Below are 24575 nucleotides of genomic sequence, written 5' to 3'. Positions count from 1 at the left end.
GGACCCACGCGCAGGCCGGCCCCCGGACCGACGCCCACGCCGGCCCCCGGTCCCATCCCCTGGCCGCTCGCCGGAGGGACACCCAGGTCGGTCGCCGGTCCGACACCTAGTCCGTTCCCGGGGCCGATCCCCGGGCCCTCCAGGCCGGTCGCCAGTCCGATCCCCTGGCCCTCCCGGCCGATCCCCTGGCCCTCCCGGCCGGTCGCCGGGCCGATGCCCGGGCCGGTCCCCGGTCCGGCAGCCGGGGCGGTCGAGCGGGCGGCGTCCGAGGCGGCCCGGAGCAGGGCGGCCGCGTCGGCGGACGCCCGGGAGACCTCGTCGCGAGGCGCGGGCTCCCCGCCGCCGTAGGCGGCCGGGTCGGTGATGACGGGAAGGTCGGTCTGCGTCGGGGCGGCGGGGGTCGGGGCGACGGTGTCGAGCGGGGCGACCTTCTGGTCTTTCATGTGCCGTTGTACGCAGGAGTCCCCGGAGGCGTTCGACGTTCACGGCAAAGACTTGCGGCCCGTCCGTCCCAGCGGGCTCAGCCGGCGTGTTCGCGCAGGTAGTCCTCGCGCACGCGGCGGCGGCTGAGCTTGCCGGACGGGGTGCGCGGCAGCGATTCGCGGAACTCCAGGCGCCGCGGATGCTTCAGTTTCGCCAGCCGCGGCCCGCAGTGCGCGAGCAGTTCGGCGGCCAGGGCGTCGCCGGGCTCGGCACCGTCGGCGGGTTCGACTAGGGCGACAACGCTCTGCCCCCAGTCCTCGTCCGGGACGCCGATGACGACGGCGTCGCCGACCGCCGGATGCTGCAGCAGCACCGACTCGATCTCGGCCGGGTAGATGTTGACGCCGCCGGAGATGATCAGGTCGGTGCGGCGGTCGCTCATGTAGAGCCATCCGCCGTCGTCGAGGTGGCCGAGGTCGCCGGGCGTGTAGAACTCGCCCTGCATGCTGGACGCGGTCTTGGCGGGGTCGCCGTGGTACTCGAACCCGGGCTGGCCGGTGGCGTAGATGAGCCCGGTCTCCCCGGGCGGCAGCTCGCCGCCCTCCGGGTCGAGGATCTTGATCTGGACGCCGTCGACGGCGTGCCCGACCGTTCCGGGGTGGGCGAGCCATTCGTCCGGGGTCGCGACGACGACCGGGCCGCTCTCGGTGGAGCCGTAGTACTCGTAGAGGACGGGCCCCCACCAGTCCATCATCTTCTGCTTGGTCTCCACGGGGACGGGCGCCGCGCTGTGGAACACCTGCCGCAGCGACGACAGGTCGTACCTGGACCGGACGTCGTCGGGCAGGGCCAGCATCCGGTGGAACATGGTCGGCACCATGAACGAGTTGGTGACGCCGTGCCGCTGGATCAGCTCCAGGGTGTGCTCGGGACGGAACCGCGGGGCGACGACGACGGCGTGCCCGAGGTTCAGCGCCATCATCGCGTGGACGCAGGGCGCCGAATGGTAGAGCGGCCCGATCGCGAGGTGCACCTCGTCGCCGGGGACAAGCCCCAGGTGGCGCATCAGCGTCTGCCGCATGATGTCGAGCAGCAGTTCGGGCGAGATGTCGAGGAGCGGCCGCCGCACGCCCTTCGGCCGTCCCGTCGTCCCGGACGTGTAGAGCATGACCGAGCCCATCGTCCGCTTGCCGGGCGGGTCGGCGCTGCCGGACGCGCACAGCCCGGCCATCGACCGGTAGCCCTCGGCGGGGTCGACGCTGACGCGTCCCTCGGCGGGGATGCCCGCCTCGTCGGCCGCGCCGGACACGACACCGGCGAGCGCGCTCTCGGTGACGACGGCCTTGGCGCCGCTGTCGGCGAGGATGTAGCCGATCTCGGGCTCGGTCAGGTGCCGGCTCACCGGGACGAGGTAGAGGCCCGATTGGACGGCGGCCAGCAGGACGGTGAGGAACTCGGGCCGGTTGCCGAGCACCGTCGCCAGCGTGTCGCCGTGCCGCACCCCGAGGCGGGCGAGCGCGTTGGACAGCCGGTTCACCTCGGCGTGCAGCTCGCCGTAGGACAGCGGCACGCCGGGGGCGAGCACGGCGGGACGGTCCGGGTGGTTGCGCGCGATCTCGTAGAAGCCGACACCCTCGACGCCCATGCGGCACTCCTTCGTCCGGGTCGGATGGCCGGGCGGCCTTCGTCCATCTGACCTGCGCGGCGGCGGCCCCGTCAAGATTGCGGGCGTCGCGCGATGCCCGGCGCGGTGGAAGATCGACCGGCCCCGGTCAGGGAATCTCCCTGACCGCGACCGTCCGGCTACGTATCATGAGTCGAGACCTACGCGGCGATGGGGCGTGGATGACGGGACCGCACGGCGGCGACGGCGACCGGTCACGGCCTCCGCAACGCCAGGACGGCTTACCGGACTGGCTCCGGCGGCTGCTCCAGGTGATGCTGCTCGACCTGTGCTCCACCGTGATCGTCAGCATCGGGGTGACGCTGGTGCACGGGGTCTTCTGGCTGAACGCCGTCATCAGCCTGCTGGTCATCGCGCTGGTGACCGGGGGCCTGTTCGCCTTCTATCCGGACGCGGCGCACGCCGTCCTGGAGCGCGTGTCGAGGCCGCTGAAATGGGGTGGGGCGGCCCTCGCCTGGTGTTTCGCGGGGGCCGCGGTGATGGCGCTGGTCCTGCTCGCGGGCACGGGCGCCTACCGGCTGCGGGAGAACGCGAGCGCGTGCGGGCAGCCGCTCGAACTGCGGGTGCTGACGGCCCCCGAGACGCTCACGCCGCTGCGCGCGGCCGCGGCGGAGTTCGCGAACGACAGCGAGGACCGCGGCTGCCGCAAGTACAGCGTCACCGTCGTCCCCGAGGCGGGGCCGGTCCCGCTGTACGACGGGTTCCGGCTGCTGTGGCGGCGCAGCGAACCCGCCGACCAGGGGCATGCCGACGCCCAGCAGCTGTTCGGCCCCCAGCCCGACATCTGGATCCCGTCGTCGAAGGCGGAATACGACTTCATCCCGAAGGGCTCGCCGCAGACAGGGGCGCGGGGCATGGCGGCGGGGGCGGCCGGGAAGGCCGACCCGTATTTCCGGCCGCGCGGGTCGCTCGGGTCGTCGCCGCTGGTGCTGGCGCTGTTCACCAAGGCCCACGAGTCCGTCGCCGATCCGATCGCCGCGCCGATCGCGCCGAACACGGCGGGGCTGCTGAAGCGGATCGCCGACGCCGGGGTGAAGCTGCGGGCGGTCGCCCGTCCCGTACCGGAGACGTCGGCGGCGGCGCTGGCGGTGACCCCCGCGCTCTACAACGCGACGCCGAGCGGCGACAACCGCGGGGACGAGCGGTTCGCCGAGCCCGCCGACCTGGTGGCGCCGGACGCGGTGTCGCTGCTGTGCCGGTTCCGCCAGCAGGCCGCCGCGCAGCAGTCCGAGCCGCCGGACGACATCGCCGTCGCCGTCCCCGAGCAGGTGCTGCACGACTACGACATGGGGCGTCCGCTGGGCGACCGCTGCGGCGCCGTCGACGCCGGCTCGGCCCCGTACGCGAAGTGGCGGCTGCACCCCTACTACGCGACCGACCTGCCGACGCTCGACTACCCGTTCGTCCAGGTCCGGTGGCGCGGCCAGGACACGCGCGAGCGGGACGCGGCGGTCTCGGAGTTCCACCGGTGGCTGGAGCGCAACCCGCTGACCTCGCAGGGCCTCCGCGACGACCGCGGTGTGATCCCGGCCGTGCACGAGGGCGACACCAGCCACTTCTACCTGTCGCGGCTCCAGGAGGTCGTGGGCAACCGCGTGATGCCGGGCGTCGTCGGACTGACGCCGGCGGCGGGCGTCCAGGAGACGCTCGACCTGATCGGCGCGGCCCGCCCGAGGGTGTCGGTGTCGCTGCTGCTGGACGTGTCCGGTTCGATGGGCGGCGCGGCGCAGGCACGGGGCGGCTCGCGGCTCGTCCGCGGCACGTCGTTCCTGCGGAGCCTCGTGTCGCAGTTGCAGAGCAACGACCGGGTGGGCCTGCAGGTGTCGTCGCAGGCGGCGGCCCCGAACAACCCCGAGACGTTCGGGAACGTCCCCCAGGACGCGGCGTCCCCGGACCAGAAGAACGCGGTCGCGAGCAGGCTGCAGGCGGTCGCCTCCAGCGGGGCCGACCAGCCGCTCAGCGACGCGATCGCGGCGGCCGATCTCGGGTCCGGGAGGCAGAACCTCATCCTCGTCACCGACGGGCAGCTCCCCGCGACGAATCCGCGGATCGACTCTCGTGCGGAGTTTCTGTCGGGCGAGTTCCGCAAGCGGCATCCGGGGCTGCGGCTGACGGTCGTCCTGACGGGCCCGGCGACGTGCGGCTCGTCCCCCGTCCGGCAGATCGTGGCCGCGCTCGGCCCTAAGGGCGGGAAGGGCTGCGTGCCGCTGACGGAGGCGCCCGAGGTGGAGCAGGCCGCCGAGCTGCTGTCGGGGCTGCGATGAGTCCCCGGATCCTGCCGAGGGGCCGGCGGGCGTGGGTCAGCGCGGCGGCCGGCGCGGCGCTGGTGCTGGTCGCGGCGCTGGTGGTGCACCTGTGGCCGGAGCCGGCGTACCCGGGGATGAAGGGCGACTGCGACCGTTCGGAGTTGTTCGTCGTCGGCGGCACCGACGTCAGCCTGAAGAACCAGCGGCGCGCGCTGATCCGGCAGTGGAACGAGGGCCGGGACGCGGGCGGGCGCCCGCATCCGCACGCCACGCTCGTGGAGGTGTCGGAGTCCACCGACCTGCAGCACAGCCAGATCAAGGCGGTCGAGGAGGCGGGCGGCTGCGCCTACGACGTCCTGATCATGGACAACACGTGGACGGCGCAGTTCGCCGACAGCGGCTACCTGCGTCCGCTCGACGGCATCCGCGACCAGGACGACTTCTTCCCCGCCGCGCTGCGCACCGGGAAGCGGGACGGCGAGCTGTACGCGGTCCCGTTCAACGTGGACGTCGGGCTCCTCTACTACCGGGAGGGCGTGACGCCGCCGAGCGCGTGGCCGGGGCTCGTCTCCTCCGACGTCGCGATGCAGCTCGCCGACTACGAGGGCCTGACGGTGAACGCGCTGGAGGCGGTGTGGAACGACGGCGGCGCCGGGCGGCTCACCGGCGAGGACCGTCCGAGCGAGGACGACCTGCGCACCAAGGTGTACCCGGCCCTCGCCCGGCTCGCGCCCCGCGCGCACGGGACGCTCGCGCCGTCCCGCCAGTACGGGGAGCTGGAGAGCATCGAGGCGTTCGCGTCGGGGACGAAGCTGATGCGCAACTGGCCGTACGCGTTCTCGGCGCTCGCGTCCGAGCCCCGGATGCGGAAGGGCGCGCGGCTGCGCTTCGGCGTGACCGCGCTGCCGGGGCACACCGTCCTCGGCGGGCAGAACCTCGCGGTCTCCAAGCACTCCCCGAACCCCGGCGACGCCGCCGACCTCGTGGCGTTCCTCAGCGGGACCGGTAGCCAGCGGCTGCTGTTCTCGTGCGGCGGGTTCGCGCCCGGCCGCTATTCGGCGCTCGGCCTGTCCCCCGGGCACAGCTCCCCCGCCGATGTGAAGGTGCAGGCGTGCTCGTCCCTCACCGGGCAGCCGCTCGGGCCCGGAGAGACCGACGTGCCCGACGCGAACCAGCTCGCCCAGCTCGGGCGCGCGGTGGTGACCGCGCTCGGACGGGCGGAGCCGCGTCCGGTGACGCCGCACTACAGCACGTTCACCAGCACGTTCCGCGGCTGCGTCCAGAAGATCTTCGACCGGGCCGGGACGGACGCCGAGTCGTTCGCCGAGGCCGTCGAACGCTCCCTGGACGGCCGCACGGCGTCCTGCTAGCGGACGCCCTCCAGCGCCGAGCGGGCCATCGCGTGCAGGAGGCCGCCCATCGCGTCGCGGTCGAGTCCGGCGGCGCTGCGCGGGGTGGAGTTGAGCAGGCCGAAGCACGCGTGGACGCCGGCGCGCGTCCGCTCGTCGGGCAGGCCGGGGCTGAGGCGGCGCAGAACGGCGACCCATTCCTCGACATAGGCGCGCTGGAGGCGGCGGACGCGGTGGCGCTGCGGTTCGGGAACGTTGTCCAGCTCCCGCTCGTGCACGGTGATCAGCGCGGGGTTGTCGAGCGCGAACGCGATGTGCCAGCCCAGCAGCGCGTCGAGGGCCCGCTCCGGATCGGGGTCGGCGGCGCGCCGGACGCCTTCGGCGAGCAGCCGCTCGCTGATGTCGAGGAGCATCTCGGCGAGCACGGCCTCCTTGCCGCTGAAGTGCCGGTAGAGGGCGGGGCCGGTGAGCCCGACGGCGCGGCCGAGGTCGCCGATGGACGCCCCGTGGTAGCCGCGGCGCGCGAACAGCTCGGCGGCGGCGCCGAGGATCTCGGCGCGCCGCGGGTTCGGCGGCCCGGCCGGTGCCTCGGCGGTGCGCGACGTCATGCGCGCCAGTCTAGACTAGACTTGTTAACGGCCGTTAACATCGGCATTGTTAATGAGCGTTAACCGGGAAGGGGGGTCATGGGCGGACCCGAGATCGGCTCCCGCGCCGACGTCGCGGGCGAGGCGTTCAAGGCGAGCGCCGCGCAGAACGAAGCCCTCGCCGCGGAGCTGCGCGACCGCGTCGACCGGGCGGGGCGCGGCGGGCCGGAGCGGGCCCGCGACCGGCACGTCGCACGCGGCAAGCTGCTCCCCCGCGACCGCGTCGACACACTCCTCGACCCCGGCTCGCCCTTCCTGGAGCTGTCGCCGCTGGCCGCGAACGGCATGTACGGCGACGAGGCGCCTGGCGCCGGCATCATCACCGGCGTCGGCCGCGTCTCCGGCCGCGAATGCGTGATCGTCGCCAACGACGCCACCGTCAAGGGCGGCACCTACTACCCCGTGACGGTGAAGAAGCACCTGCGGGCGCAGGAGGTGGCGCTGCACAACCGGCTCCCCTGCCTCTACCTGGTCGACTCCGGCGGCGCGTTCCTTCCCCGGCAGGACGAGGTGTTCCCCGACCGCGAGCACTTCGGCCGCATCTTCTACAACCAGGCGACCATGTCGGGGCAGGGCATCCCGCAGATCGCGGCGGTGCTGGGGTCGTGCACGGCGGGCGGCGCGTACGTCCCGGCGATGAGCGACGAGGCCGTCATCGTCCGCGGCCAGGGGACGATCTTCCTCGGCGGGCCGCCGCTGGTGAAGGCGGCGACCGGCGAGGTCGTGACGGCCGAGGAGCTGGGCGGCGGCGAGCTCCACTCCCGCACGTCCGGGGTGACCGACCACCTCGCCGAGGACGACGCGCACGCGCTGCGGATCGTCCGCGACATCGTGTCCACGCTGGGGCCGCGCGAGCCGCGCCCGTGGGACGTCGCGGCGCCCGAGGAGCCGGCCGCCGACCCGTCCGAGCTGTACGGGATCGTCCCGCCGGACTCGCGCACCCCGTTCGACGTCCGCGAGGTCATCGCCCGCGTCGTGGACGGCAGCCGCTTCCAGGAGTTCAAGAAGGAGTACGGCGCCACGCTCGTCACCGGCTTCGCCCGCATCCACGGGCACCCGGTCGGGATCGTCGCCAACAACGGGATCCTGTTCGGCGAGTCGGCGCAGAAGGGCGCGCACTTCATCGAACTGTGCGACCGGCGCAGCGTCCCGCTGGTGTTCCTGCAGAACATCACCGGGTTCATGGTCGGGCGCGAGTACGAGGCGGCCGGCATCGCCAAGCACGGCGCGAAGATGGTCACCGCCGTCGCGTGCGCCCGCGTCCCGAAGTTCACCGTCGTGATCGGCGGCTCGTTCGGCGCCGGCAACTACGCGATGTGCGGGCGGGCGTATTCGCCGCGCTTCCTGTGGATGTGGCCGAACGCGCGCATCTCGGTCATGGGCGGGGAGCAGGCGGCGAGCGTCCTCGCGACCGTCCGGCGCGACCAGATGGAGGCGCGCGGCGAGGAGTGGCCGGCCGCGGACGAGGAAGGGTTCAAGGCGCCGATCCGCGAGCAGTACGAGGCGCAGGGGAACCCGTACTACTCGACGGCGCGGCTCTGGGACGACGGAGTGATCGACCCGCTCGACACCCGGCGGGTGCTGGGGCTCGGGCTGTCGGTCGCGGCCAACGCACCGCTGGAGCCGGTCGGCTACGGCGTCTTCCGGATGTGAGGGTGTTGATGTTCGACAGCGTCCTGGTCGCCAACCGCGGGGAGATCGCCGTCCGCGTCTTCCGCACGCTGCGGCGGCTCGGCATCCGGTCCGTGGCCGTCCACACCGATGCCGACGCGTCGGCCCGGCACGTGCGGGAGGCCGACGAGGCCCTCCGCATCCCCTCGTACCTGGACATCGAGGCGGTCATCGCGGCCGCGCGGTCTGCCGGGGCGGCGGCCGTCCATCCGGGGTACGGCTTCCTGGCCGAGAACACGGCGTTCGCGCGGGCGTGCGGCGAGGCGGGGCTGGTGTTCATCGGCCCGCCCGCCGAGGCGATCGACGCGATGGGCGACAAGATCCGGGCGAAGCAGACCGTCGCGGCGGCCGGTGTCCCCGTCGTCCCGGGACGGGACGAGGCGGGCCTGTCCGATGCCGAGCTGAAGGCCGCCGCGCTGGAGGTCGGGCTTCCCGTGCTGCTCAAGCCGTCGGCCGGGGGCGGCGGGAAGGGCATGCGGCTCGTCCGGGAGGCGGCCGAGCTGCCGGAGGCCATCGCGTCCGCCCGCCGCGAGGCGCTCGGCTCGTTCGGCGACGACACGCTGCTCGCCGAGCGGTTCGTCGAGAACCCGCGGCACATCGAGATCCAGGTGTTCGCGGACGCGCACGGCGGCGCCGTCCACCTGGGCGAGCGCGAGTGCAGCCTGCAGCGCCGGCACCAGAAGATCATCGAGGAGGCGCCGTCGCCGCTGCTGGACGCCGCCGCCCGCGCGCGGATGGGCGCCGCCGCCGTCGCCGCCGCGCAGGCCGTCGGGTACGTGGGCGCCGGGACGGTCGAGTACATCGTCTCCGCCGACCGCCCGGACGAGTTCTTCTTCATGGAGATGAACACCCGGCTCCAGGTCGAGCACCCCGTCACCGAGCTGGTCACCGGCCTTGACCTGGTCGAACTCCAGCTCCAGGTGGCTTCGGGCGAGCCGCTGCCCTTCACGCAGGACGACGTCCGCCTGGACGGGCACTCCGTCGAGGCCCGCGTCTACGCCGAGGACCCGGCGCGCGGCTTCCTGCCCACGGGCGGACGCGTGCTGACGCTGACCGAGCCCGAGACCGCCCGCGTCGACTCCGGGCTGGACACCGGAACCGAGGTCGGCGGCTCCTACGACCCGATGCTCGCGAAGGTGATCGTGCACGGCGCCGACCGCGCCGAGGCCCTGCGCCGCCTCGACCGTGCTCTCGCCTCGTACACGCTTCTGGGCGTCCCGACGAACGTCGCGTTCCTGCGCGCCCTCCTCCGGCACCCGGCCGTCGTGTCGGGTGATCTCGACACGGGCCTGGTCGAACGGGCGCTGGACGAGCTGGTCGCGGGCACGTCCGTGCCGCCCGAGGTGTTCGCCGCCGCCGCGCTGGAGCGGATGCTCGCGCTCGAATCCGGCGACGACCCGTGGGACGTCCCGGACGGCTGGCGTCCCGGCGCGCACGCCTGGACGCCGTGGATCATCACCCCGTCCGGCGGCGAGCCGGTGGAGGTCCGCGTCCAGGGCCGGGCGGCCTCCGCCCGCGTCGCGATCAACGGTGACCCGCCGGTCGCCGCGTCCCTGACCAGGCCGTTCACGCTGACCTACGGTGGAAGGACGACCTCGTTCGAGGCCGCCCGCGACGGGCACACGCTGTGGCTCGGCCGCGGCGGGCACGCGTGGGCGCTGAGCGAGCACGTCCGCGCCGAGGGCGGCGCCGCCGCAGCCGCGGCCGGTGACAGCGTGCTGCGCAGCCCGATGCCGGGGACGGTCCTCGCGGTCAAGGCGTCCGAGGGCGACAGCGTCGCCGAAGGGCAGCCGCTCGTGGTCGTCGAGGCGATGAAGATGGAGCACACCGTCACCGCGCCGCTCGCCGGCGTCGTGGCGAAGCTGCCGGTCCGCGCGGGCGCGCAGGTCGCCCTCGACGCGGTGCTGGCCGTGATCGAGGAGCCCCGATGACCGCAGCGAAGCGAGGATCGTCGGGTCTCCCGACCCGGGGGTCTGGGGGTCGCCCCCCAGAAAGGAAGGTGTGACGATGCCGGTACCTCTCTCTGGCCTTCCCGAGCGGGTCACGATCTACGAGGTCGGGCCGCGGGACGGGCTGCAGAACGAGAAGGCGGTCGTCCCCGTCGAGGTCAAGTCGGAGTTCGTGACCCGGCTTGCGGACGCGGGGCTGCGCACGATCGAGACGACCAGCTTCGTCCACCCCAAGTGGGTGCCGCAGCTGGCCGACGCCGAGCAGCTGCTGGACGTCCTGCCGCGCTCGCCCGAGCTGCGGTATCCGGTGCTCGTCCCGAACGAGCGGGGCCTGGACCGGGCGCTCGCCAACGGCGTCACCGAGATCGCCATCTTCGGCAGCGCGACCGAGACGTTCGCCCGCCGCAACCTGAACCGCACCGTCGACGAGTCGCTCGCGATGTTCGCCCCGGTCGTGGAACGCGCGCGTGCAGAGGGCCTCTGGGTGCGCGCCTACGTGTCGATGGTGTGCGGCGACCCGTGGGAGGGCGACGTCCCCATCCCGCAGGTGGTGTCCGTGGCGTCGCGCATGATGGACATGGGCTGCTCGCAGCTCAGCCTCGGCGACACCATCGGCGTCGGCACCCCCGGCCGCGTCACCGCGCTCATCGAGGCGATGGTCGCGGCGGGCATCGGCACCGACCGGCTCGCCGTCCACTTCCACGACACCTACGGGCAGGCGCTCGCCAACACCCTCGCCGCGCTCCGCGCCGGCGTCACCGTGGTGGACGCGTCGGCGGGCGGCCTCGGCGGCTGCCCGTACGCCGGGAGCGCCACCGGAAACCTGCCCACCGAAGACCTCGTCTGGATGCTGGACGGCCTCGGCATCGAGACCGGCGTCGACCTCGCCGGGCTCGTCTCCACGAGCCGCTGGATGGCCGGCCACCTGGGCCGCCCCAGCCCGTCCCGCGTCGTCCAAGCCCTGTCACCGGAATCGGAGTAGCCCAGATGATCGACTTCACGCTCAGCGACGAGCAGGAGGAGCTGCGCCGCACGGTCGAGCGGTTCGCCCGCGAGACGGTCGCCCCGGTGATCGGGGACCTGTACGAGCGCGGCGAGTTCCCGTACGAGATCGTGGCCGCGATGGGCAAGATGGGGCTGTTCGGGCTGCCGTTCCCCGAGGAGCACGGCGGCATGGGCGGCGACTACTTCGCGCTCTGCCTGGCCCTGGAGGAGCTGGCCCGCGTCGACTCGTCGGTGGCGATCACGCTGGAGGCCGGGGTGTCGCTCGGCGCGATGCCCATCCACCGGTTCGGGTCGGCCGAGCAGAAGGCGAAGTGGCTGCCGCTGCTCACGTCCGGCGAGAAGCTGGCGGGCTTCGGGCTGACCGAGCCGGGCGGCGGATCGGACGTCCCCGGCGGCATGCGCAGCACGGCCCGCCTCGACGGCGACTCCTGGGTGATCAACGGGTCCAAGGCGTTCATCACGAACTCCGGCACCGACATCACCGCGTTCGTGACGGTCACGGCCTTCACCGGCGAGAACGAGATCTCCACGATCATCGTCCCGAACGGCACGCCGGGCTTCACCGTCGGGCGCAAATACTCCAAGGTCGGCTGGTCGTCGTCCGACACGCGCGAGCTGTCGTTCGACGACGTCCGCGTCCCGGCCGCGAACCTGGTCGGCGAGCGCGGCCGGGGGTACGCGCAGTTCCTCCGCATCCTGGACGAGGGCCGCATCGCGATCGCCGCGCTGTCGGTCGGGCTCGCCCAGGGCTGCGTGGACGAGTCCCTGCGCTACGTCCGCGAGCGGGAGGCGTTCGGCAAGGAGATCGGCCGCTACCAGGCCATGCAGTTCAAGATCGCCGACATGGAGACGCGCGCGCACACCGCCCGCCTCGCCTACTACGCGGCGGCGGCGAAGATGCTGGCCGGGGAGAACTTCAAGAAGGAGGCCGCGATCGCCAAGCTGGTCGCCTCCAACGCCGCGATGGACAACTCCCGCGACGCCACCCAGGTCTTCGGCGGCTACGGCTTCATGAACGAGTACGCCGTCGGCCGCTTCTACCGGGACGCGAAGATCCTCGAAGTGGGCGAGGGCACCTCCGAGGTCCAGCGCATGCTGATCGCCCGCGCCCTCGGCCTCCCCCCGTCCTGACCCGCCCGCCGGGTCCGGCCCAGCCCGGTGGAACCGGACCCGGCGCGTTCGCCCTGCGGCGTCGTCAGCGGATCGCGGTGAGGTCGAGCATCGCCGTGCCCCCGTCGTCGACGAACGCGACCGAGCCGCCGTCCGGTTCGCCCTGGGAGGACACCTTGATCGACTGGTACCGCATGCTGATCCCGGTGTCGAGCAGCCTTCCGGTGTGCAGGTCGTAGAGGATCATGTTCCGGGAGTCCAGCCCGAGCGGCCGGTAGACGACGAACCGGTCGGCGATCACCATCCCGCCGGGAATCGGTTCGCCGGGCAGTGACCGGCCGTCCTTGCCGTCCCTGCGCTGCACGGCGTTCGGCCAGGCCCCGCGGTGGACGGTCTTGTCCGCGGGGCTGCCGACGCACCAGGTCACCCCGCAGGACCAGCGGCCGTCGATCGGCGCGAGAACGGCCGTGCGCCGCTCCCCGGTCCGGACGTTCCACAGGTTCCGGAAGCGGACGGCCCCGACCTTGTCCACGGGGGCGCCCGGCGACCCCAGCCAGGGCCAGGAGACGATCCCGAAACCCTTGGTGCCCGGGATCTTCTCGGTCGCCCCGCCCGCGAGCGGTGCCTTGTAGACGCCCTCATCGGTCTCCCAGACGGCGTTCCCGCCGTCGATGACCAGGCCGGACGTCGGTGATCCCGCCTCGGCGACCTTGCGCGCCTCGCCGCCCGCCATCGGGACGGCCCAGATCTCCACCACCGTGCGGCCTCCGGTCTTGCGGGCCAGCGCCCATGCGATGTGGCCGCCGCCCGCGACGAAGGTCGTGTCGTAGCTCGTGCGCGGCGTGTCGACGCGGGTGACGACGGTGGCCTTGCCGGCCTTGAGGTCGTACGCCCACAGCCTGTCCGCGACCCCGGAGGACGTGGTCGATCCGATCAGCGTGTCCTCGCCGACCAGCGCGATCGGTTGCAGCGGACGACCGTTCGGGAGCTTGCGCGGGAGGGAGCGGACGGCGTCCGGCCAGCGGTCCCGCACCTTGATGGGCTTCCCCAGCTCGGCGGCGGCCACCGGCCTCAGCTTGCCGGGCTTGGCGGCGGCCGGCGGCTCGTCGCCGGAGCGCAGCACCGCGCCCGCCGCGCCCGTCCCGCCGAGGATCACCGCGACGGCGAGTGCGGTGGCCGAGACCCGCAGGCGCCGCCGCCTCCGGTGCCCCGCCTCCACCTGGTCCAGCAATCCCGGCGGGACGGCCGGGGCCTCCCCCGCCGCGGTCGTCAGCGTGCCGCGCAGCGCCCGGCCCAGCTCATCGGTCATGGTGTCCCTCCCGGCGTGGGCGCGGCGGCCGGACGCCAGTCCGCGCGAAGCTTGTCGAGCGCGCGGGCGGCCTGGCTGCGGACCGTCCCGCGCGCGATGCCGAGCGTCGCGGCGATCTCCTCGTCGGACAGGTCCTCGTAGTACCGCAGGACCAGCACCGCGCGCTGCCGCCGCGGAAGGAGGGTGAGCGCCTCCCACAGTCGCGGATCGTGTTCGGCCCTCGCCAGGCCGGGGTCTTCGTAGGGCCCTTCCGGCACGCGGCCGACCAGGTGCTCGCGGCGCCGCCGCCGCCACGCGCTGATGTGCTGCCGTGCCATGGTCTTCCGGACGTATCCCTCGGGGTCGCGCTTGTTCACCACCCGCCCCCAGGCACCGCGCAGCCTGATCAGCCCCTCCTGCAACAGATCCGCCGCGTCGTCGGCGTTGCCGGTCAGCACGAAGCCGTAGCGAAGCAGTGCCTGCGCCCGGGTCGCCACGAACGCCTCGTACGTCACGTCATCGTCGTCCAAAGGCCCGTCCTTCCATCGCCCCTAGGACGCCCGACCCGGCCGAACTGTTGCACGCTGCGATGCGAGGCGAGCGCGGCCGCCCGCTACAGCTCGAGCAGGCGGCCGGCACCGCGCTCGCGGGCCGCCGCCAGGACCAGCGCCGTCGCGACGAGATCCTGGACGACGACGCCCACCGACTTGTAGAGGGTGATCTCCTCCGCACCGAGGCGGCCGGGGCGGGTGCCGCCGGCCACCTCGCCCAGTTCAGCCCGCACGTGCGCGGGGGTGATGATGCCGCGCGCCAGCGGCTCGGCCAGGTCGCGGTTGGGCGGGACGGCCGCCAGGGCCGCCGCACGCGACTCCACGAACAGGGCCGCGTCCGCGATCGTCGCGTCATCGATCTCGCGGCCGGACGGGTTGTAGCCGACCGAGGTGACATGCGTCCCGGGCGCCACCCATGCGCGCCGGACGACGGGTTCGGCGGCGTAGGTCGCGGCGCTCACGATGTCGGCGCCCGTGATCGCCTCCTCGTAGGTCGCGACGGCCCGCACGTCGGCGTCCACGGCATCCGCCAGCTCCTCGGCGAGCCGCACCGCCTTGGCGTGATCACGTCCGGCGATGCGAAGCTCCCGGATCCTCCGGACCCGGGGTACGGCGATCGCGTGGGCGCGGGCCTGCACACCGGTGCCGAGAACGGCGGCGGTCGAGGCGTCCGGGCGGGCGAGCAGCCGTGCCGAGAGCGCGGCGCACGCGGCGGTGCGGGCGGCGGTGATGTACGTGCCGTCGAGCAGCGCCGCGGGCTCTCCCGTCACGGGGTCGAAGGCGACGATCACCGCCTGGCGGACGGGGATCGCGGAGCCCGCGTTGCCGGGGAACACCGACACCAGCTTGGTGATCAGCGCGTCCGGTGACGGCGCGTACCCCGGCATGTCGAGGAGGAGGGCGTCCCGGTCCGGGACGGACGCGACGGTCCGCTCCGGCACCTCGGCGCGGCCCGCGCTGAGGTCGGCCATCGCCGGCGCCAGGGCGTCGATGAGCGCGTCGACGTCCAGCAGTTCCTCGACTTCTTCCCGCGACAAGACGATCATGACCTCAACCTAGCCGCCGCGTCCGACACGACCATGGAAACCGCCGGGATGCCCGGGCGGCGCGCGATAGTGTCGGCGGATGCTGCTCCGCGCGTACGGCATCGCCCGGTCGCTGGTCATGTACTACGGGATTCCGGGGAAGCATCGCCGCGCGATGCGGCTCTACGGGGAGTTCCTGGGGCCGGGTGATGTGGCCTTCGACATCGGCGCCCACGTGGGCGGACGGGTGCGGGTGTGGCGGCACCTCGGAGCCCGGGTGATCGCGGTGGAGCCGCAGCCCGACTGCCTGCGCGTCCTGCGGACGTTCTTCGGCCGCGACCGTGACGTCGCCCTCGTGCCGGGCGCGGTGGGGACGAAGCCGGGGCGGGCGCAGCTCGCCCTCTCGACGGCGACGCCGACCGTGTCGTCGATGTCGCCCGGCTGGATCAGGTCCGTGACCACGGACAGCAGCTTCGCCAAGGTGCAGTGGGACCGCTCGATCGAGGTCGAGGTGACGACGCTGGACGACCTCATCGCGGCGCACGGCGTCCCGGCCTTCTGCAAGATCGACGTCGAGGGGTTCGAGGCGGACGTCCTGGCGGGGCTCTCGCAGCCGCTGCCCGCCCTGTCGTTCGAGTACGTGCCGTCGGCGCACGACGCGTCCATGGAGGCGCTGCGGCTCGTGGAGCGGCTCGGCGACTACGTCTACAACTACTCCCCCATCGAGACGATGCGGTTCGCCTCGCCCCGCTGGATGGAGGCGTCCGAACTGCGGCGGGGCCTGGACAGGATCCGGCCGCGCGGCCGGTCCGGAGACGTCTACGCCCGGCTCCGCACGGCACGTCCTTGATCCGGGTCAGCTCGTAGGGGCCGGGTCGCCGGGCAGCCAGTCGCGGGCCGGGTCGTACTCCAGCCAGCGATGCCGCCGCCCGTACTCGGCGAACCCCCTGAGCAGCGCGGGGATCATCGGGTGCGGGGACTGCCGGGGCCACACCAGCGACCAGGCGTAGAGCGGGGTCGGGTCGACGACGGGGATCGCCCGGATCCCCGGAACGCCGGGCAGCGGGGCGTCGGCGGGGAACAGCGTGATCCGCCCCGGCTCGGCCAGCAGGTCGGCGAGCAGGTGCTCCACCCCGAGGTTCGCGCCGCCGGACGCGGCGCGGACGCCGAACTCGTCGCAGAACCGCCTGATGAAGTCGAGCCGGTCGACGGCCGCCGGGAACCACAGGTCGTGTCCGGTGAGGTCGGACGGGCGGACGCTGGACGCGCCGGCGAGCGGATGCCCGTCGCCGGCGAGGACGTCCACGGGTTCGAGCCGGACGAGGCGGTGCGCCAGCCCGTCCGGCAGCGGCGGGTGCACGCGACCGAACGCGGCGTCGATGTCGCCGCGCAGCAGCGACGCCGCCGCGGCGGGAAGGTCGCGGCTCATGCCGAGTTCGACGCTCAGGCCGGGCAGTTCGTCGATGACCGGGGCGACCGTCCGGGCCGGGCCGTAGAGGTGGCCCCAGACGTCGATCCGCAGCGGCCTGCCCGCGGCGTGGACCGCGCCGGCCGCGGCCTCGGCGGCCCGCAGCGCCTCCCTCGCCGGCTCCAGGAAACGCCGCCCCGCCTCGGTGAGCTCGACGTTCCCGCGGGTGAAGAGCAGGACTCCGAGCGCCGACTCCAGGCGCGCCACCCGCTTGGACACCGCCTGCTGGCTGATCGACAGCTCCTCGGCCGCCCGCCCGAAATGCAGGTGGCCGGCGACGGTGACGAAGGCGCGCACCTGGCCGAGGTCGAGGTCCATGCCTCCCATCGTGGGCGACAACCAACGGTTGTCAAACCGGTCCGGCGGCTGTTGGACCGGCCGGCGGCCCGGCCGGTTTCCTGCGGGGCATGAGAGCACTTCTTCCCGAAGCGGGATCGGTGGCGTTCGGCGAGGTCGACGAGCCCGTCCCCCGTCCGGACGAGGCGCTGGTGAAGGTCGCGGCGTTCTCGGTGAACCGGGGCGAGACGTTCCAGCTGGAGTCGGACCGGCCCGGCTGGCGGCCCGGCAAGGACGTCGCGGGCCTCGTCGTGCAGTCCGCCGCCGACGGATCCGGGCCCGCGGCGGGCAGCCGGGTCGTGGGGCATCCGCCGTCGGCGGGCTGGGCGGAGTACGTCGCCGTCCCCACCGCATCGCTCGCCGAGATTCCCGGGTCCGTGTCCGTGCTGGCGGCCGCCGCGCTGCCGCTGGCCGGGCTCACTGCGCTGCGCCTGCTGCGCGCGTCCGGTGCCACGGCCGGGACGCGCGTCCTGCTGACCGGGGCGTCCGGCGGCGTCGGCCACTACGTCGTCGAGCTGGCGTCCGCCGCGGGAGCCGAGGTCACCGCGGTCACCGCCTCCCCGGAGCGCGGGCGGCGGCTCGCCGAACTGGGCGCCACGGTCGTCCACAGTGTGCGGGACGCGGCCGGTCCCTTCGACGTCGCCCTGGAGTCCACGGGCGGGGACGACCTGCCGCGCGCGCTGGCGCGGGTCGTGCCCGGCGGCACGCTGATCTGGTTCGGGCAGGCGAGCCGCAAGCCGGTCACGCTGGACTTCTTCGACTTCTTCGACGGCCCCGAATCCGCCGCCATCAGGCACTTCCACTACGCGGGCGCCCCGTACGGGGAGGACCTCGCCACCCTCGTCCGGCTGACCGCCGCCGGGCGCCTCCATCCGGAACTCGGCCGCGTCGCCCGCTGGAGCGAGACCGCCGCCGTCCTCACCGATCTTCGGCGGCGCCGCGTCCGCGGCAACGCCGTCCTCACCCTGGAACCCCTGGAGCAGAACCGATGACCACGTTCTTCGACGAGCCCGTCGCCCCCTTCGCCGCCGCCAACCGGTCGCGCGCGATCGCCGCCGGAGTCGACCCCTCTCAGTACGACGCGGTCACCGCCGGCCTGTCGTCCCTGCACGGCTGGACGGACGCGTTCGTGCGGACCGGCCAGGAGCATCTCGCCCTAGCCGAGAAGGCGATGCACCCCCGCTCGGCGGGCGAGGCGTACCGCGACGCCGCACTGTGGTTCCACTTCGCGACGGTCCTGCCGAACCCGGACCTCGCGGCGCACGGCGAGGCCGCCGCCGCGTCCGCCGACGCCCTGCGCCGTTCGCTCGCCCGCCTCGCGCCCGACGCCGAGCACCTCACCGGGCCGGATTTCACGGGCGTCCTCCGGCGTCCGTCCCCGGACGCTCCCCTGGTCGTCCTGGTGCCGGGGATGAACTCCGGCAAGGTCGAGTTCATGCCGATCGCCGAGGCGCTGGTCCACCGCGGGGTCGCCGTCCTGGCCATCGACGGTCCGGGGCAGGGTGAACTCACCGTCCGCAGCACCTGGGAGCCGGACTACCACCGGGTGGTGGGCCAAGCCCTCGACGCCGTGGACGGCCTGCCCGCCGGCATCGGCCTGATCGGGCTCAGCATGGGCGGCTTCCTCGCCTCCGTCGCCGCGCACCATGAGCCGCGGGTCCGCGCGGTCGTCACCGTCAGCGGGCCCACCGCGATCACGTGGGGCGAGCTTCCGCCGTACGTGACGGAGTCGTTCGTCCTGCGCACCGGCGGGGAGGCGGCGGCCCGCGAGTTCGCCCGCCGGGTGAGCGCTCCCCCGCTTCCGCAGCCGCTCCGCGTCCTGGACGGCGGGCTGGACGTCATCCCAGGTGTCGCCAACGGCGAGGAGCTGGCCCGCCAGGCGGCGAACGGCGAGTACGTGCTGATCCCCGAGGGCAACCACCTTCTGGAGAACTGCCGCTGGGCGTGGCTTCCCGACACGCTCGACCGGCTCGCCGCCCGGCTGGGCCAGGACCCGGCGTCCGTCGTCACCCGCTATGTCGAGGCCGTCGCGAACGGCGACCTGGACACGATCACGGCGAGCTTCGCCGACGACGCCACCTGGACCTACCCCGGCGACCTTCCGCTGACCGGTGTCTGGAAGGGACGCGACGCGATCGTCAACGGCTTCCTCGGCGGTGCCGGGAAGCTGTTCCGGCCCGGGGGCGAGCCGAAGGTCGCCCTGACCAACGTGGTCGCCGACGGCGAGCAGGTCGTCGCCGAATGGACGTCGCGCGGAACGGCCCGCAGCGGGAGCACCTACGACAACCCGTGCCTCGGCGTCTTCACCGTGCGCTCCGGCAAGATCACGTCCGTGCGGGAGTACAGCGACACCCAGCACGTCGAACGCACGCTGTTCGGCTCTTAGCCCGCGGGCGTCGCGAAGGCCGCGAGGCGGGCCTCCACGTCCTCGGCGGGCAGTTCGCGGAGACTGACCCGAGACTCCAGCGCCTCATGCAGGACCGGGTACATGTTCGTCGGCGACCACTGGGCGTGGATCGACCTCTCGTCCAGGAAGAGGGTGGGGACGCCGTTCACCACGGGAACGGCGTCCAGCGAGGCCGAACCTGGGAAGAACAACGTCGGCTTCCCATCGGCGCCCGGGTACTGGAAGCCGATGCGCTGATGGTCGATCAGGTCTTTGGCCGCCTGGCGGTCTTCCTCGGTCAGGCCCCGGTTCTGCGCGTAACGCACGGCGAAGGGGTCGACCGGCTCGGCACCGAGGTAACCGGGACCGGTGTGCTGCAACAGGGCGTCCTGCGCGAGTGCGTAGAAGTGGTACATCCGGTCCTGGACGCCGGTCAGCCCGAGGACGAAGCCGCGCCGGTTGCGGGGGTCGAGCAGCAGGATCTCCCTGTCGTCCAGGAGGGCCAGCACCTCGCGCACGTAGAAGAGCGTCTCGTAGTGGTCTTCGAGGTCGTCCACCAGGGACGGGACGTGGGGCCTGGCGCGCAGCCGCTGCCGTGCGCGCGGGTCGCGGCTGAGCATCGTCATGGCCGCGAGCAGGACGAAGGGCAGCGAGCAGTGGACGCGGACGAGGTCGGGGGAACGCCGGAACAGCTCGTCCTCGGCGTTCGCCCCGCCCTGCGCCACGAAGTCCCTCGCCTGGTGCAGCCCGCGCTCCGCCAGCGCCAGGACCGCGTCGACGGGGACCGCCACCGAACCGCCCCGCTCGACCAGCACCCCGCAGACGAACGCCATCATCCCGGCCCGGAAGGCGTCTCCGTCCTCCAGCGCGGCGGCGAGCTCCGCCGTGGCGGCGTCCGGGTCGGTGATCGTCTGCAGGAACGCCTGCACCTCGTCCCGCCCGATCAGCTCCAGCCCGGCCCGGCATTCGGCCAGGTCGCTCGGCCCCCGGACGAACCCGGCGATCCCCATCGTCTGCGACATCCGATCATGCTAGAGCCGGAGGTGCCCGGCCCGCGCCGCCTTTACTTCGCGACGGCCTCCCGCACGGCCGGGACGATCTCCGCGCCCCAGCGGGCGATGGAGGCGAGGTCCTGCGTCCCGCCGCTGGGCGAGAAGAGCGTGAACCCGGACGCGCCGTGCTCCAGGACGGCGCCGGTCAGCTCCTCGACCCACTGGTCGACGGAGCCGCCGATCCAGCGGCCGTGCTCGTCACGGGTGGCGGGCAGCGGCCGGCCGGTGATGCGCCCGGGGAGGTTGTAGATCGTGCGGACGTCGCCCGGATCGCGGCCGACGGCGGCCGCCGCCTCGTCGATGACCGGGCGCGAGGTCCGGTAGCGCTCGCTGAGCCAGTCCGCCGCGTGGCCCGGGATCCAGCCGTCGGCCACCCGGCCGGTCGCGGCCAGGGACTTGCGGCCGACCGACCCCGTCCACACGCGCGGCGCGGCCACGGGTGCGGGCTCGATCCCGTTCACCCGGTAGTGGCGGCCCTCGTGGGTGACGGCCGGGCCGCCGCCCGACAGCTTCCTGACCAGGACGATCGCCTCCTCGAAGGCGTCCACGGCCGCGGCCGGTGAAAGCCGCGGGACGCCCATGTCGGAGATCCGGTCCCACAGGCCGCCCGCGCCCATGCCGAGCACGACGCGGCCTCCGGACAGCGCCGACAGCGTCGTCACTGTCCGCGCCAGCATGGGAGCCGGGCGGGTCGGCAGGTTGCTGACGTTGACGAAGCCCGCGATGTGCTCCGTGCGTCCGAGGATGAACCCGAGCGACGCGTAGGCGTCGAGGCGTTCGCCGATGTAGGGGTGGTCCGACAGGGAGAAGTGGTCGAGGCCGTCACTGTCGGCCTGCCGGGTCAGGCGCAGCAGTTCGGTCATGTCACCGAAGCCGGAGTGCGCTCCGAAGCCGAAGACGACGTCTTGTACCGGCACCGTTCCGCCCTTCATGCCGAAGCCGTGCCGAACAGCTCGGCGAAACGGCCCGTGAACAGGTCGGCGCCCTTGTACTCGACGACCGTCTCGACCGGGACGACGAACGGCCCGTCCGGTGTGGGCAGCTGGCCGACGCCGCCGCGCGGTCCGAGCGGCAGCAGGATCATGGGGTCGGACGCGGCCTGATACACGGCCGTGGGCCGCTCACCGCGCAATTGGGCGGAGATGTTCTCCGCCACGACCTCGGCGTGCTTCATCGCGTACCCGGCCCGTTTGGTCTCGGCGAGGTCGGTGAGGTCGCCGACCGCGTAGACGTGGTCGTGCCCGTGGACGTTCAGGGTCTCCGTGACCGGGACCTGGCCCTGCGGCGTCCGGGTCGTGAGCCGTCCGTCGGCGAGGTAGCCGCTGTTGATGGTGACGCCGTGGGCGCGGAACCAGATGTCGGCGGTGATCTCCTCGCCACCGGCCGTGGCGACCGTGAAGGTCCCGGCCCGCCCGGGCTCGGTCGCCGGCGGTGCCGCCGGCGGTGCCGCCGGCGCGGAGCCCATCAGCAGCCGGACGCCCATGTCGTCGAGCTGGCGGCGCAGGTTCTCGCGCATCTCCGGCTGGTAGCCGGGAAGCAGCTCCCCGGCCGGGTCGGCGATGGTCACCTCCTTGTGCGGCCAGACCTCCTTGATCTCCCCCGCCAGCTCCAGGCCGACCGGTCCGGCGCCGGCGATCAGCACCCGGTCCGCGCCGGCCAGTTCCTTGTGGGTGCGGCGGAGGTCGTCCAATGCCTCGCCGCTTGAGTCCACGGCGGGCTTGGCCGGGTAGGTGTAGCTGGAGCCGGTCGCAAGAACCAGGTAGTCGGCTTCGACACGCTCTCCCGAGGCCAGCGTGACTCCTTCGGGGTCCACCGAGGCCGCCCGGTCGCGGACCACCGTCCCCCGGGCGAGCAGCGTGCCGAAGGGGAAGAACATGTTCGCCGCCCAGTCGGGCTGGGTCAGCGCCCGCAGCGCCCCCGACGCGTTGACGAACGCGTCCCGGGGGTCGATGAGGACGACGTCGGCCTCGGCGTCCAGCGCCTTGGCGACGGCGGCGCCTCCGTACCCTCCGCCGATGACGGCAACCGTACGAGCCATGATTTCACGCTCCCGCAGACAAGAATTGAGTTCGTACTACGAACCATATTAGTTCGTAGTACGAACCGCAACCTTCGCGTTCGCGCCTCAGTGCTCGGACGCGCTTCCTTCCACCGGTTCCATGAAGATGACCGGAGCGTCATTGGCCAGGACGATGCGGCCGAGCAGACCGGCGAGCGCGTCCCGTTCGGCGCCGCTGAACCCCACCGGCAGTTTGTCGATCCGCCGGCACGTCTCGGCGTAGAAGTCCTCCACGAGCTCGCCGCCCTCGGGAGTCAGCGCCACCCGGACGGCCCGCATGTCCTGCGGGTCCGGTTCGCGGCGGACCAGGCCGTTCCGCTCGGTGCGGTCGACCAGCCCGGTCAGGCTCGATTTGGCCAGCCCGAGCATGGCGCCCAGCTCGCTCATCCCGCGGGGCTGCGGCATCAGCACGCACATCAGGACTCCTTGCTGAGTGGTGATGCCGTACTCCCGCGCCGACTCGGCATAAACCCCGTTCACCAGGAAGGCTCCGCGCACGAGCGCCGCCACGACCCCGATCTGCCCGTCTTCACGCTGCTTGCCCACGCGACCAGAGTACTCCTGCAGTTCGCGCGACGAACTACCTACGCACCCGCGGCCGCTCCCCCCGCCCGGACGCCCGCTCGGCCACCGCCTCCATAGAGTATAGCTTGACAGCTAATCATGTTAGCTTTAGAGTGGCTAATGTCATTAGCCACCGCCTCGGAAGGGCACCGATCATGAGCGCCGTCACCGCCCCCGCCAAGTTCCCCGCCGTCCGCACCGCCGTCCGCGTCGCCGGGCGCGTCGCCTGGTTCGGCGGCGCCCTGTTCTGGTCGGCCTTCGCCGTCCTCGAAGGCGTCAACCACGGCTGGCTCGCCGCGCTCTTCGCCGCCGCCTTCTTCGTCGCCCCCGACCTGACCTTCCTCGCCGGCCTGCGCGACGCCCACAAGGCCGAGCGCGGTCAACTCCCGCCGCGCGCCGTCCCGTACTACAACGCCGCGCACCGCGCAATGGTCCCGCTCGCGCTGATAGTGATCTACGCCGTCGAGCCCTTCTTCGCCTGGGCACCTCTCTTCGCCGCCCTGTGCGGCTGGATGGCCCACATCTCCTTCGACCGCGCCCTCGGCTACGGCCTCCGCACCAAGGAAGGCTTTCAGCGACACTGATCACTTACCGGTCACACGATCATGCCGTGCGTCACACCGGGGCCGAGGCGGTGTCGAATGAACATCCATGTCTGCTAGAAAATCCGGGACAGCGGCAGGCCCAATGACGGGTGGCACATGGAACCCCTCCATCCCGGCGATCCCCGGCAGATCGGCCCCTACCGGCTGGAGGCCCGGCTCGGCGCCGGAGGCATGGGCCAGGTGTTCCTCGGGGAGTCGCCCGGCGCCCGCCGCGTCGCCGTCAAGGTCATCCGCGCCGAGCACGCCGAGGACGACCGGTTCCGGCGGCGGTTCGCCCGCGAGGTCGAGGCGGCGCGCCGGGTCGGCGGGTTCCACACCGCGCAGGTCGTGGACGCCGACCCCGGGGCCGAGTCGCCGTGGCTGGTCACCGCGTTCATCCCCGGGCCGTCCCTCCGGGAGGTGGTCGCCGAGCGCGGGCCGCTCGACGCGGAGGCGGTCCGGGCGCTCGCGGCGGGGCTGGCCGAGGGCCTGGCCGCGATCCACGCGTGCGGGCTGGTCCACCGCGACCTCAAGCCCGGCAACGTCATCATGGCCGCGGACGGACCCCGGATCATCGACTTCGGCATCGCCCTCGCGACCGACGCGACCTCGCTGACCTCGCACAACGTGGTCGTCGGCACCTACGCCTACATGTCGCCCGAGCAGGTGCTGGGCGATGCGCCGGGGCCGCCCGGCGACGTGTTCTCGCTCGGCTGCGTCCTCGCCTACGCCGCGACCGGGGGCGGGCCCTTCGACGCCACCTCCATCCCGGCGATCGTCCACCGCGTCCTGCACGACGAGCCGGACCTCGCGGGGCTCCCCGGCGACCTGGCCAACATGATCGCCGCCTGCCTGGCCAAGGACCCCGGGCGGCGGCCCACGCTGGACACGCTCATCAACGCGCCGCGGAGCATCGAGGCCCCGGCGCCGGCAGCGGCGGGCACACCGCCGCCGGACGACGCCGCCGGCACGCACGCCAACGCGACGCTCGCCGTGACCCGGCAGCGCGACGCCCCCGCCGTCGCGCCGGCCGGCCCGGCCCATCCCGGCCGCCGGGCGCTGCTCATCGGCGCGGGGGCCGTCGCGGCGATCGCCACCGCGGGCGTCCCGGTCGGCTACTTCCTGACCCGGGAGGACGGGAAGCCGCGGGCCGCCGCACCCCCACCCCGCCCGAAGGG

At 73.3% G+C, this 24575-nt stretch carries 21 protein-coding genes and 1 pseudogene; 11 read left to right on the top strand and 11 right to left on the bottom strand.

All coding sequences use genetic code 11. The annotated features are described in order from the left end of the window. Both E1293_RS24410 and E1293_RS24405 read right to left on the bottom strand, forming a co-directional pair. Positions 1-443, bottom strand: a pseudogene (locus tag E1293_RS24410) (hypothetical protein); the annotation flags it as partial. A 77-nt stretch (positions 444-520) separates the two neighbouring features. Then, entirely contained in the window at positions 521-2068 is a 1548-nt protein-coding gene (locus E1293_RS24405; RefSeq protein ID WP_132199780.1) for an AMP-binding protein, read from the bottom strand. A 200-nt stretch (positions 2069-2268) separates the two neighbouring features. Between E1293_RS24405 and E1293_RS24400 the strand changes: the two genes are divergently transcribed. Continuing rightward, positions 2269-4371 (top strand): vWA domain-containing protein, encoded by a 2103-nt coding sequence (locus tag E1293_RS24400; protein ID WP_132199779.1) that lies wholly within the window; start codon positions 2269-2271, stop codon positions 4369-4371. Further along, positions 4368-5723: an extracellular solute-binding protein gene (locus E1293_RS24395; protein ID WP_132199778.1), complete on the top strand. Its 1356-nt coding sequence runs from the start codon at positions 4368-4370 to the stop codon at positions 5721-5723. The genes E1293_RS24400 and E1293_RS24395 overlap by 4 nt, the downstream gene beginning before the upstream one ends. On the opposite strand, the gene E1293_RS24390 is transcribed toward E1293_RS24395, so the two are convergent. Beyond that, on the bottom strand, positions 5720-6310 hold the full coding sequence (locus E1293_RS24390; protein ID WP_132199777.1) for a TetR/AcrR family transcriptional regulator: 591 nt from the start codon (positions 6308-6310) through the stop codon (positions 5720-5722). The genes E1293_RS24395 and E1293_RS24390 overlap by 4 nt on opposite strands. A 78-nt stretch (positions 6311-6388) precedes the next feature. Here E1293_RS24390 and E1293_RS24385 point away from each other — a divergent pair, with 78 nt between their 5' ends. The 4 genes from E1293_RS24385 to E1293_RS24370 all read left to right on the top strand — a co-directional run bounded on the left by E1293_RS24385 (position 6389) and on the right by E1293_RS24370 (position 12105). Beyond that, on the top strand, positions 6389-8002 hold the full coding sequence (locus E1293_RS24385) for a carboxyl transferase domain-containing protein (RefSeq protein WP_132199776.1): 1614 nt from the start codon (positions 6389-6391) through the stop codon (positions 8000-8002). 8 nt (positions 8003-8010) lie between these two features. Beyond that, positions 8011-9951, top strand: a complete 1941-nt coding sequence (locus E1293_RS24380) for an acetyl/propionyl/methylcrotonyl-CoA carboxylase subunit alpha (protein WP_132199775.1) — start codon at positions 8011-8013, stop codon at positions 9949-9951. Between the two features lie 76 nt (positions 9952-10027). Beyond that, positions 10028-10951 carry a hydroxymethylglutaryl-CoA lyase gene (locus E1293_RS24375; protein WP_132199774.1) on the top strand — a complete coding sequence of 308 codons (924 nt, stop codon included), beginning with the start codon at positions 10028-10030 and terminating at the stop codon, positions 10949-10951. Positions 10952-10956: 5 nt separating this feature from the next. Beyond that, entirely contained in the window at positions 10957-12105 is a 1149-nt protein-coding gene (locus E1293_RS24370; RefSeq protein WP_132199773.1) for an acyl-CoA dehydrogenase family protein, read from the top strand. 64 nt (positions 12106-12169) lie between these two features. Here the strand turns inward: E1293_RS24370 and E1293_RS24365 are convergent, their stop codons facing one another. The 3 genes from E1293_RS24365 to E1293_RS24355 form a co-directional block, all read right to left on the bottom strand. Beyond that, entirely contained in the window at positions 12170-13393 is a 1224-nt protein-coding gene (locus E1293_RS24365) for a TolB-like translocation protein (RefSeq protein ID WP_132199772.1), read from the bottom strand. After that, entirely contained in the window at positions 13390-13902 is a 513-nt protein-coding gene (locus E1293_RS24360) for a SigE family RNA polymerase sigma factor (RefSeq protein WP_132199771.1), read from the bottom strand. The genes E1293_RS24365 and E1293_RS24360 overlap by 4 nt, the downstream gene beginning before the upstream one ends. Before the next feature lie 83 nt (positions 13903-13985). Beyond that, positions 13986-14969, bottom strand: coding sequence for an ornithine cyclodeaminase family protein (locus E1293_RS24355; protein WP_132199770.1), 984 nt, complete (start codon positions 14967-14969; stop codon positions 13986-13988). 79 nt (positions 14970-15048) lie between these two features. Between E1293_RS24355 and E1293_RS24350 the strand changes: the two genes are divergently transcribed. Continuing rightward, positions 15049-15798: an FkbM family methyltransferase gene (locus tag E1293_RS24350; RefSeq protein WP_132199769.1), complete on the top strand. Its 750-nt coding sequence runs from the start codon at positions 15049-15051 to the stop codon at positions 15796-15798. A 6-nt stretch (positions 15799-15804) separates the two neighbouring features. Here E1293_RS24350 and E1293_RS24345 read toward each other — a convergent pair whose 3' ends face one another. Further along, positions 15805-16734, bottom strand: coding sequence for a LysR family transcriptional regulator (locus tag E1293_RS24345; RefSeq protein WP_132199768.1), 930 nt, complete (start codon positions 16732-16734; stop codon positions 15805-15807). Positions 16735-16823: 89 nt separating this feature from the next. Between E1293_RS24345 and E1293_RS24340 the strand changes: the two genes are divergently transcribed. Both E1293_RS24340 and E1293_RS24335 read left to right on the top strand, forming a co-directional pair. Continuing rightward, positions 16824-17744, top strand: coding sequence for a zinc-binding dehydrogenase (locus tag E1293_RS24340; protein WP_132199767.1), 921 nt, complete (start codon positions 16824-16826; stop codon positions 17742-17744). After that, complete coding sequence (locus E1293_RS24335; RefSeq protein ID WP_207939063.1) at positions 17741-19138, top strand: alpha/beta fold hydrolase; 1398 nt, start codon at positions 17741-17743, stop codon at positions 19136-19138. Before E1293_RS24340 ends, E1293_RS24335 begins: the two co-directional genes overlap by 4 nt. On the opposite strand, the gene E1293_RS24325 is transcribed toward E1293_RS24335, so the two are convergent. From E1293_RS24325 to E1293_RS24310, 4 genes are all read right to left on the bottom strand, one after another. Then, positions 19135-20160 (bottom strand): hypothetical protein, encoded by a 1026-nt coding sequence (locus tag E1293_RS24325; protein ID WP_132199766.1) that lies wholly within the window; start codon positions 20158-20160, stop codon positions 19135-19137. The genes E1293_RS24335 and E1293_RS24325 overlap by 4 nt on opposite strands. A gap of 41 nt (positions 20161-20201) precedes the next feature. Beyond that, positions 20202-21107: an LLM class flavin-dependent oxidoreductase gene (locus tag E1293_RS24320; RefSeq protein WP_132199765.1), complete on the bottom strand. Its 906-nt coding sequence runs from the start codon at positions 21105-21107 to the stop codon at positions 20202-20204. 11 nt (positions 21108-21118) lie between these two features. After that, entirely contained in the window at positions 21119-22228 is a 1110-nt protein-coding gene (locus E1293_RS24315; RefSeq protein ID WP_132199764.1) for an NAD(P)/FAD-dependent oxidoreductase, read from the bottom strand. An 87-nt stretch (positions 22229-22315) separates the two neighbouring features. Further along, positions 22316-22795 carry a MarR family winged helix-turn-helix transcriptional regulator gene (locus tag E1293_RS24310; protein WP_207939061.1) on the bottom strand — a complete coding sequence of 160 codons (480 nt, stop codon included), beginning with the start codon at positions 22793-22795 and terminating at the stop codon, positions 22316-22318. Between the two features lie 173 nt (positions 22796-22968). Between E1293_RS24310 and E1293_RS24305 the strand changes: the two genes are divergently transcribed. Together E1293_RS24305 and E1293_RS24300 are read left to right on the top strand one after the other, a co-directional pair. After that, on the top strand, positions 22969-23397 hold the full coding sequence (locus tag E1293_RS24305; protein ID WP_132199763.1) for a DUF4260 family protein: 429 nt from the start codon (positions 22969-22971) through the stop codon (positions 23395-23397). 117 nt (positions 23398-23514) lie between these two features. After that, the coding region (locus tag E1293_RS24300; protein WP_132199762.1) for a serine/threonine-protein kinase at positions 23515-24575 on the top strand (1061 nt) is incomplete at its 3' end.

The organism is Actinomadura darangshiensis (genome assembly GCF_004349235.1).
Classification (GTDB): Bacteria; Actinomycetota; Actinomycetes; order Streptosporangiales; family Streptosporangiaceae; genus Spirillospora; species Spirillospora darangshiensis.
This window is presented reverse-complemented; position numbering and strand designations above follow the sequence as displayed.

Bases quoted from the DNA above. Each gene is read 5' to 3' on its own strand.
- E1293_RS24400 (WP_132199779.1), top strand. From the start codon at position 2,269: ATGACGGGACCGCACGGCGGCGACGGCGACCGGTCACGGCCTCCGCAA.
- E1293_RS24335 (WP_207939063.1), top strand. From the start codon at position 17,741: ATGACCACGTTCTTCGACGAGCCCGTCGCCCCCTTCGCCGCCGCCAAC.
- E1293_RS24390 (WP_132199777.1), bottom strand. From the start codon at position 6,310: ATGACGTCGCGCACCGCCGAGGCACCGGCCGGGCCGCCGAACCCGCGG.
- E1293_RS24340 (WP_132199767.1), top strand. From the start codon at position 16,824: ATGAGAGCACTTCTTCCCGAAGCGGGATCGGTGGCGTTCGGCGAGGTC.
- E1293_RS24345 (WP_132199768.1), bottom strand. From the start codon at position 16,734: ATGGACCTCGACCTCGGCCAGGTGCGCGCCTTCGTCACCGTCGCCGGC.
- E1293_RS24385 (WP_132199776.1), top strand. From the start codon at position 6,389: ATGGGCGGACCCGAGATCGGCTCCCGCGCCGACGTCGCGGGCGAGGCG.
- E1293_RS24370 (WP_132199773.1), top strand. From the start codon at position 10,957: ATGATCGACTTCACGCTCAGCGACGAGCAGGAGGAGCTGCGCCGCACG.
- E1293_RS24315 (WP_132199764.1), bottom strand. From the start codon at position 22,228: ATGGCTCGTACGGTTGCCGTCATCGGCGGAGGGTACGGAGGCGCCGCC.
- E1293_RS24395 (WP_132199778.1), top strand. From the start codon at position 4,368: ATGAGTCCCCGGATCCTGCCGAGGGGCCGGCGGGCGTGGGTCAGCGCG.
- E1293_RS24380 (WP_132199775.1), top strand. From the start codon at position 8,011: ATGTTCGACAGCGTCCTGGTCGCCAACCGCGGGGAGATCGCCGTCCGC.
- E1293_RS24350 (WP_132199769.1), top strand. From the start codon at position 15,049: ATGCTGCTCCGCGCGTACGGCATCGCCCGGTCGCTGGTCATGTACTAC.
- E1293_RS24355 (WP_132199770.1), bottom strand. From the start codon at position 14,969: ATGATCGTCTTGTCGCGGGAAGAAGTCGAGGAACTGCTGGACGTCGAC.
- E1293_RS24375 (WP_132199774.1), top strand. From the start codon at position 10,028: ATGCCGGTACCTCTCTCTGGCCTTCCCGAGCGGGTCACGATCTACGAG.
- E1293_RS24325 (WP_132199766.1), bottom strand. From the start codon at position 20,160: ATGTCGCAGACGATGGGGATCGCCGGGTTCGTCCGGGGGCCGAGCGAC.
- E1293_RS24305 (WP_132199763.1), top strand. From the start codon at position 22,969: ATGAGCGCCGTCACCGCCCCCGCCAAGTTCCCCGCCGTCCGCACCGCC.
- E1293_RS24405 (WP_132199780.1), bottom strand. From the start codon at position 2,068: ATGGGCGTCGAGGGTGTCGGCTTCTACGAGATCGCGCGCAACCACCCG.
- E1293_RS24365 (WP_132199772.1), bottom strand. From the start codon at position 13,393: ATGACCGATGAGCTGGGCCGGGCGCTGCGCGGCACGCTGACGACCGCG.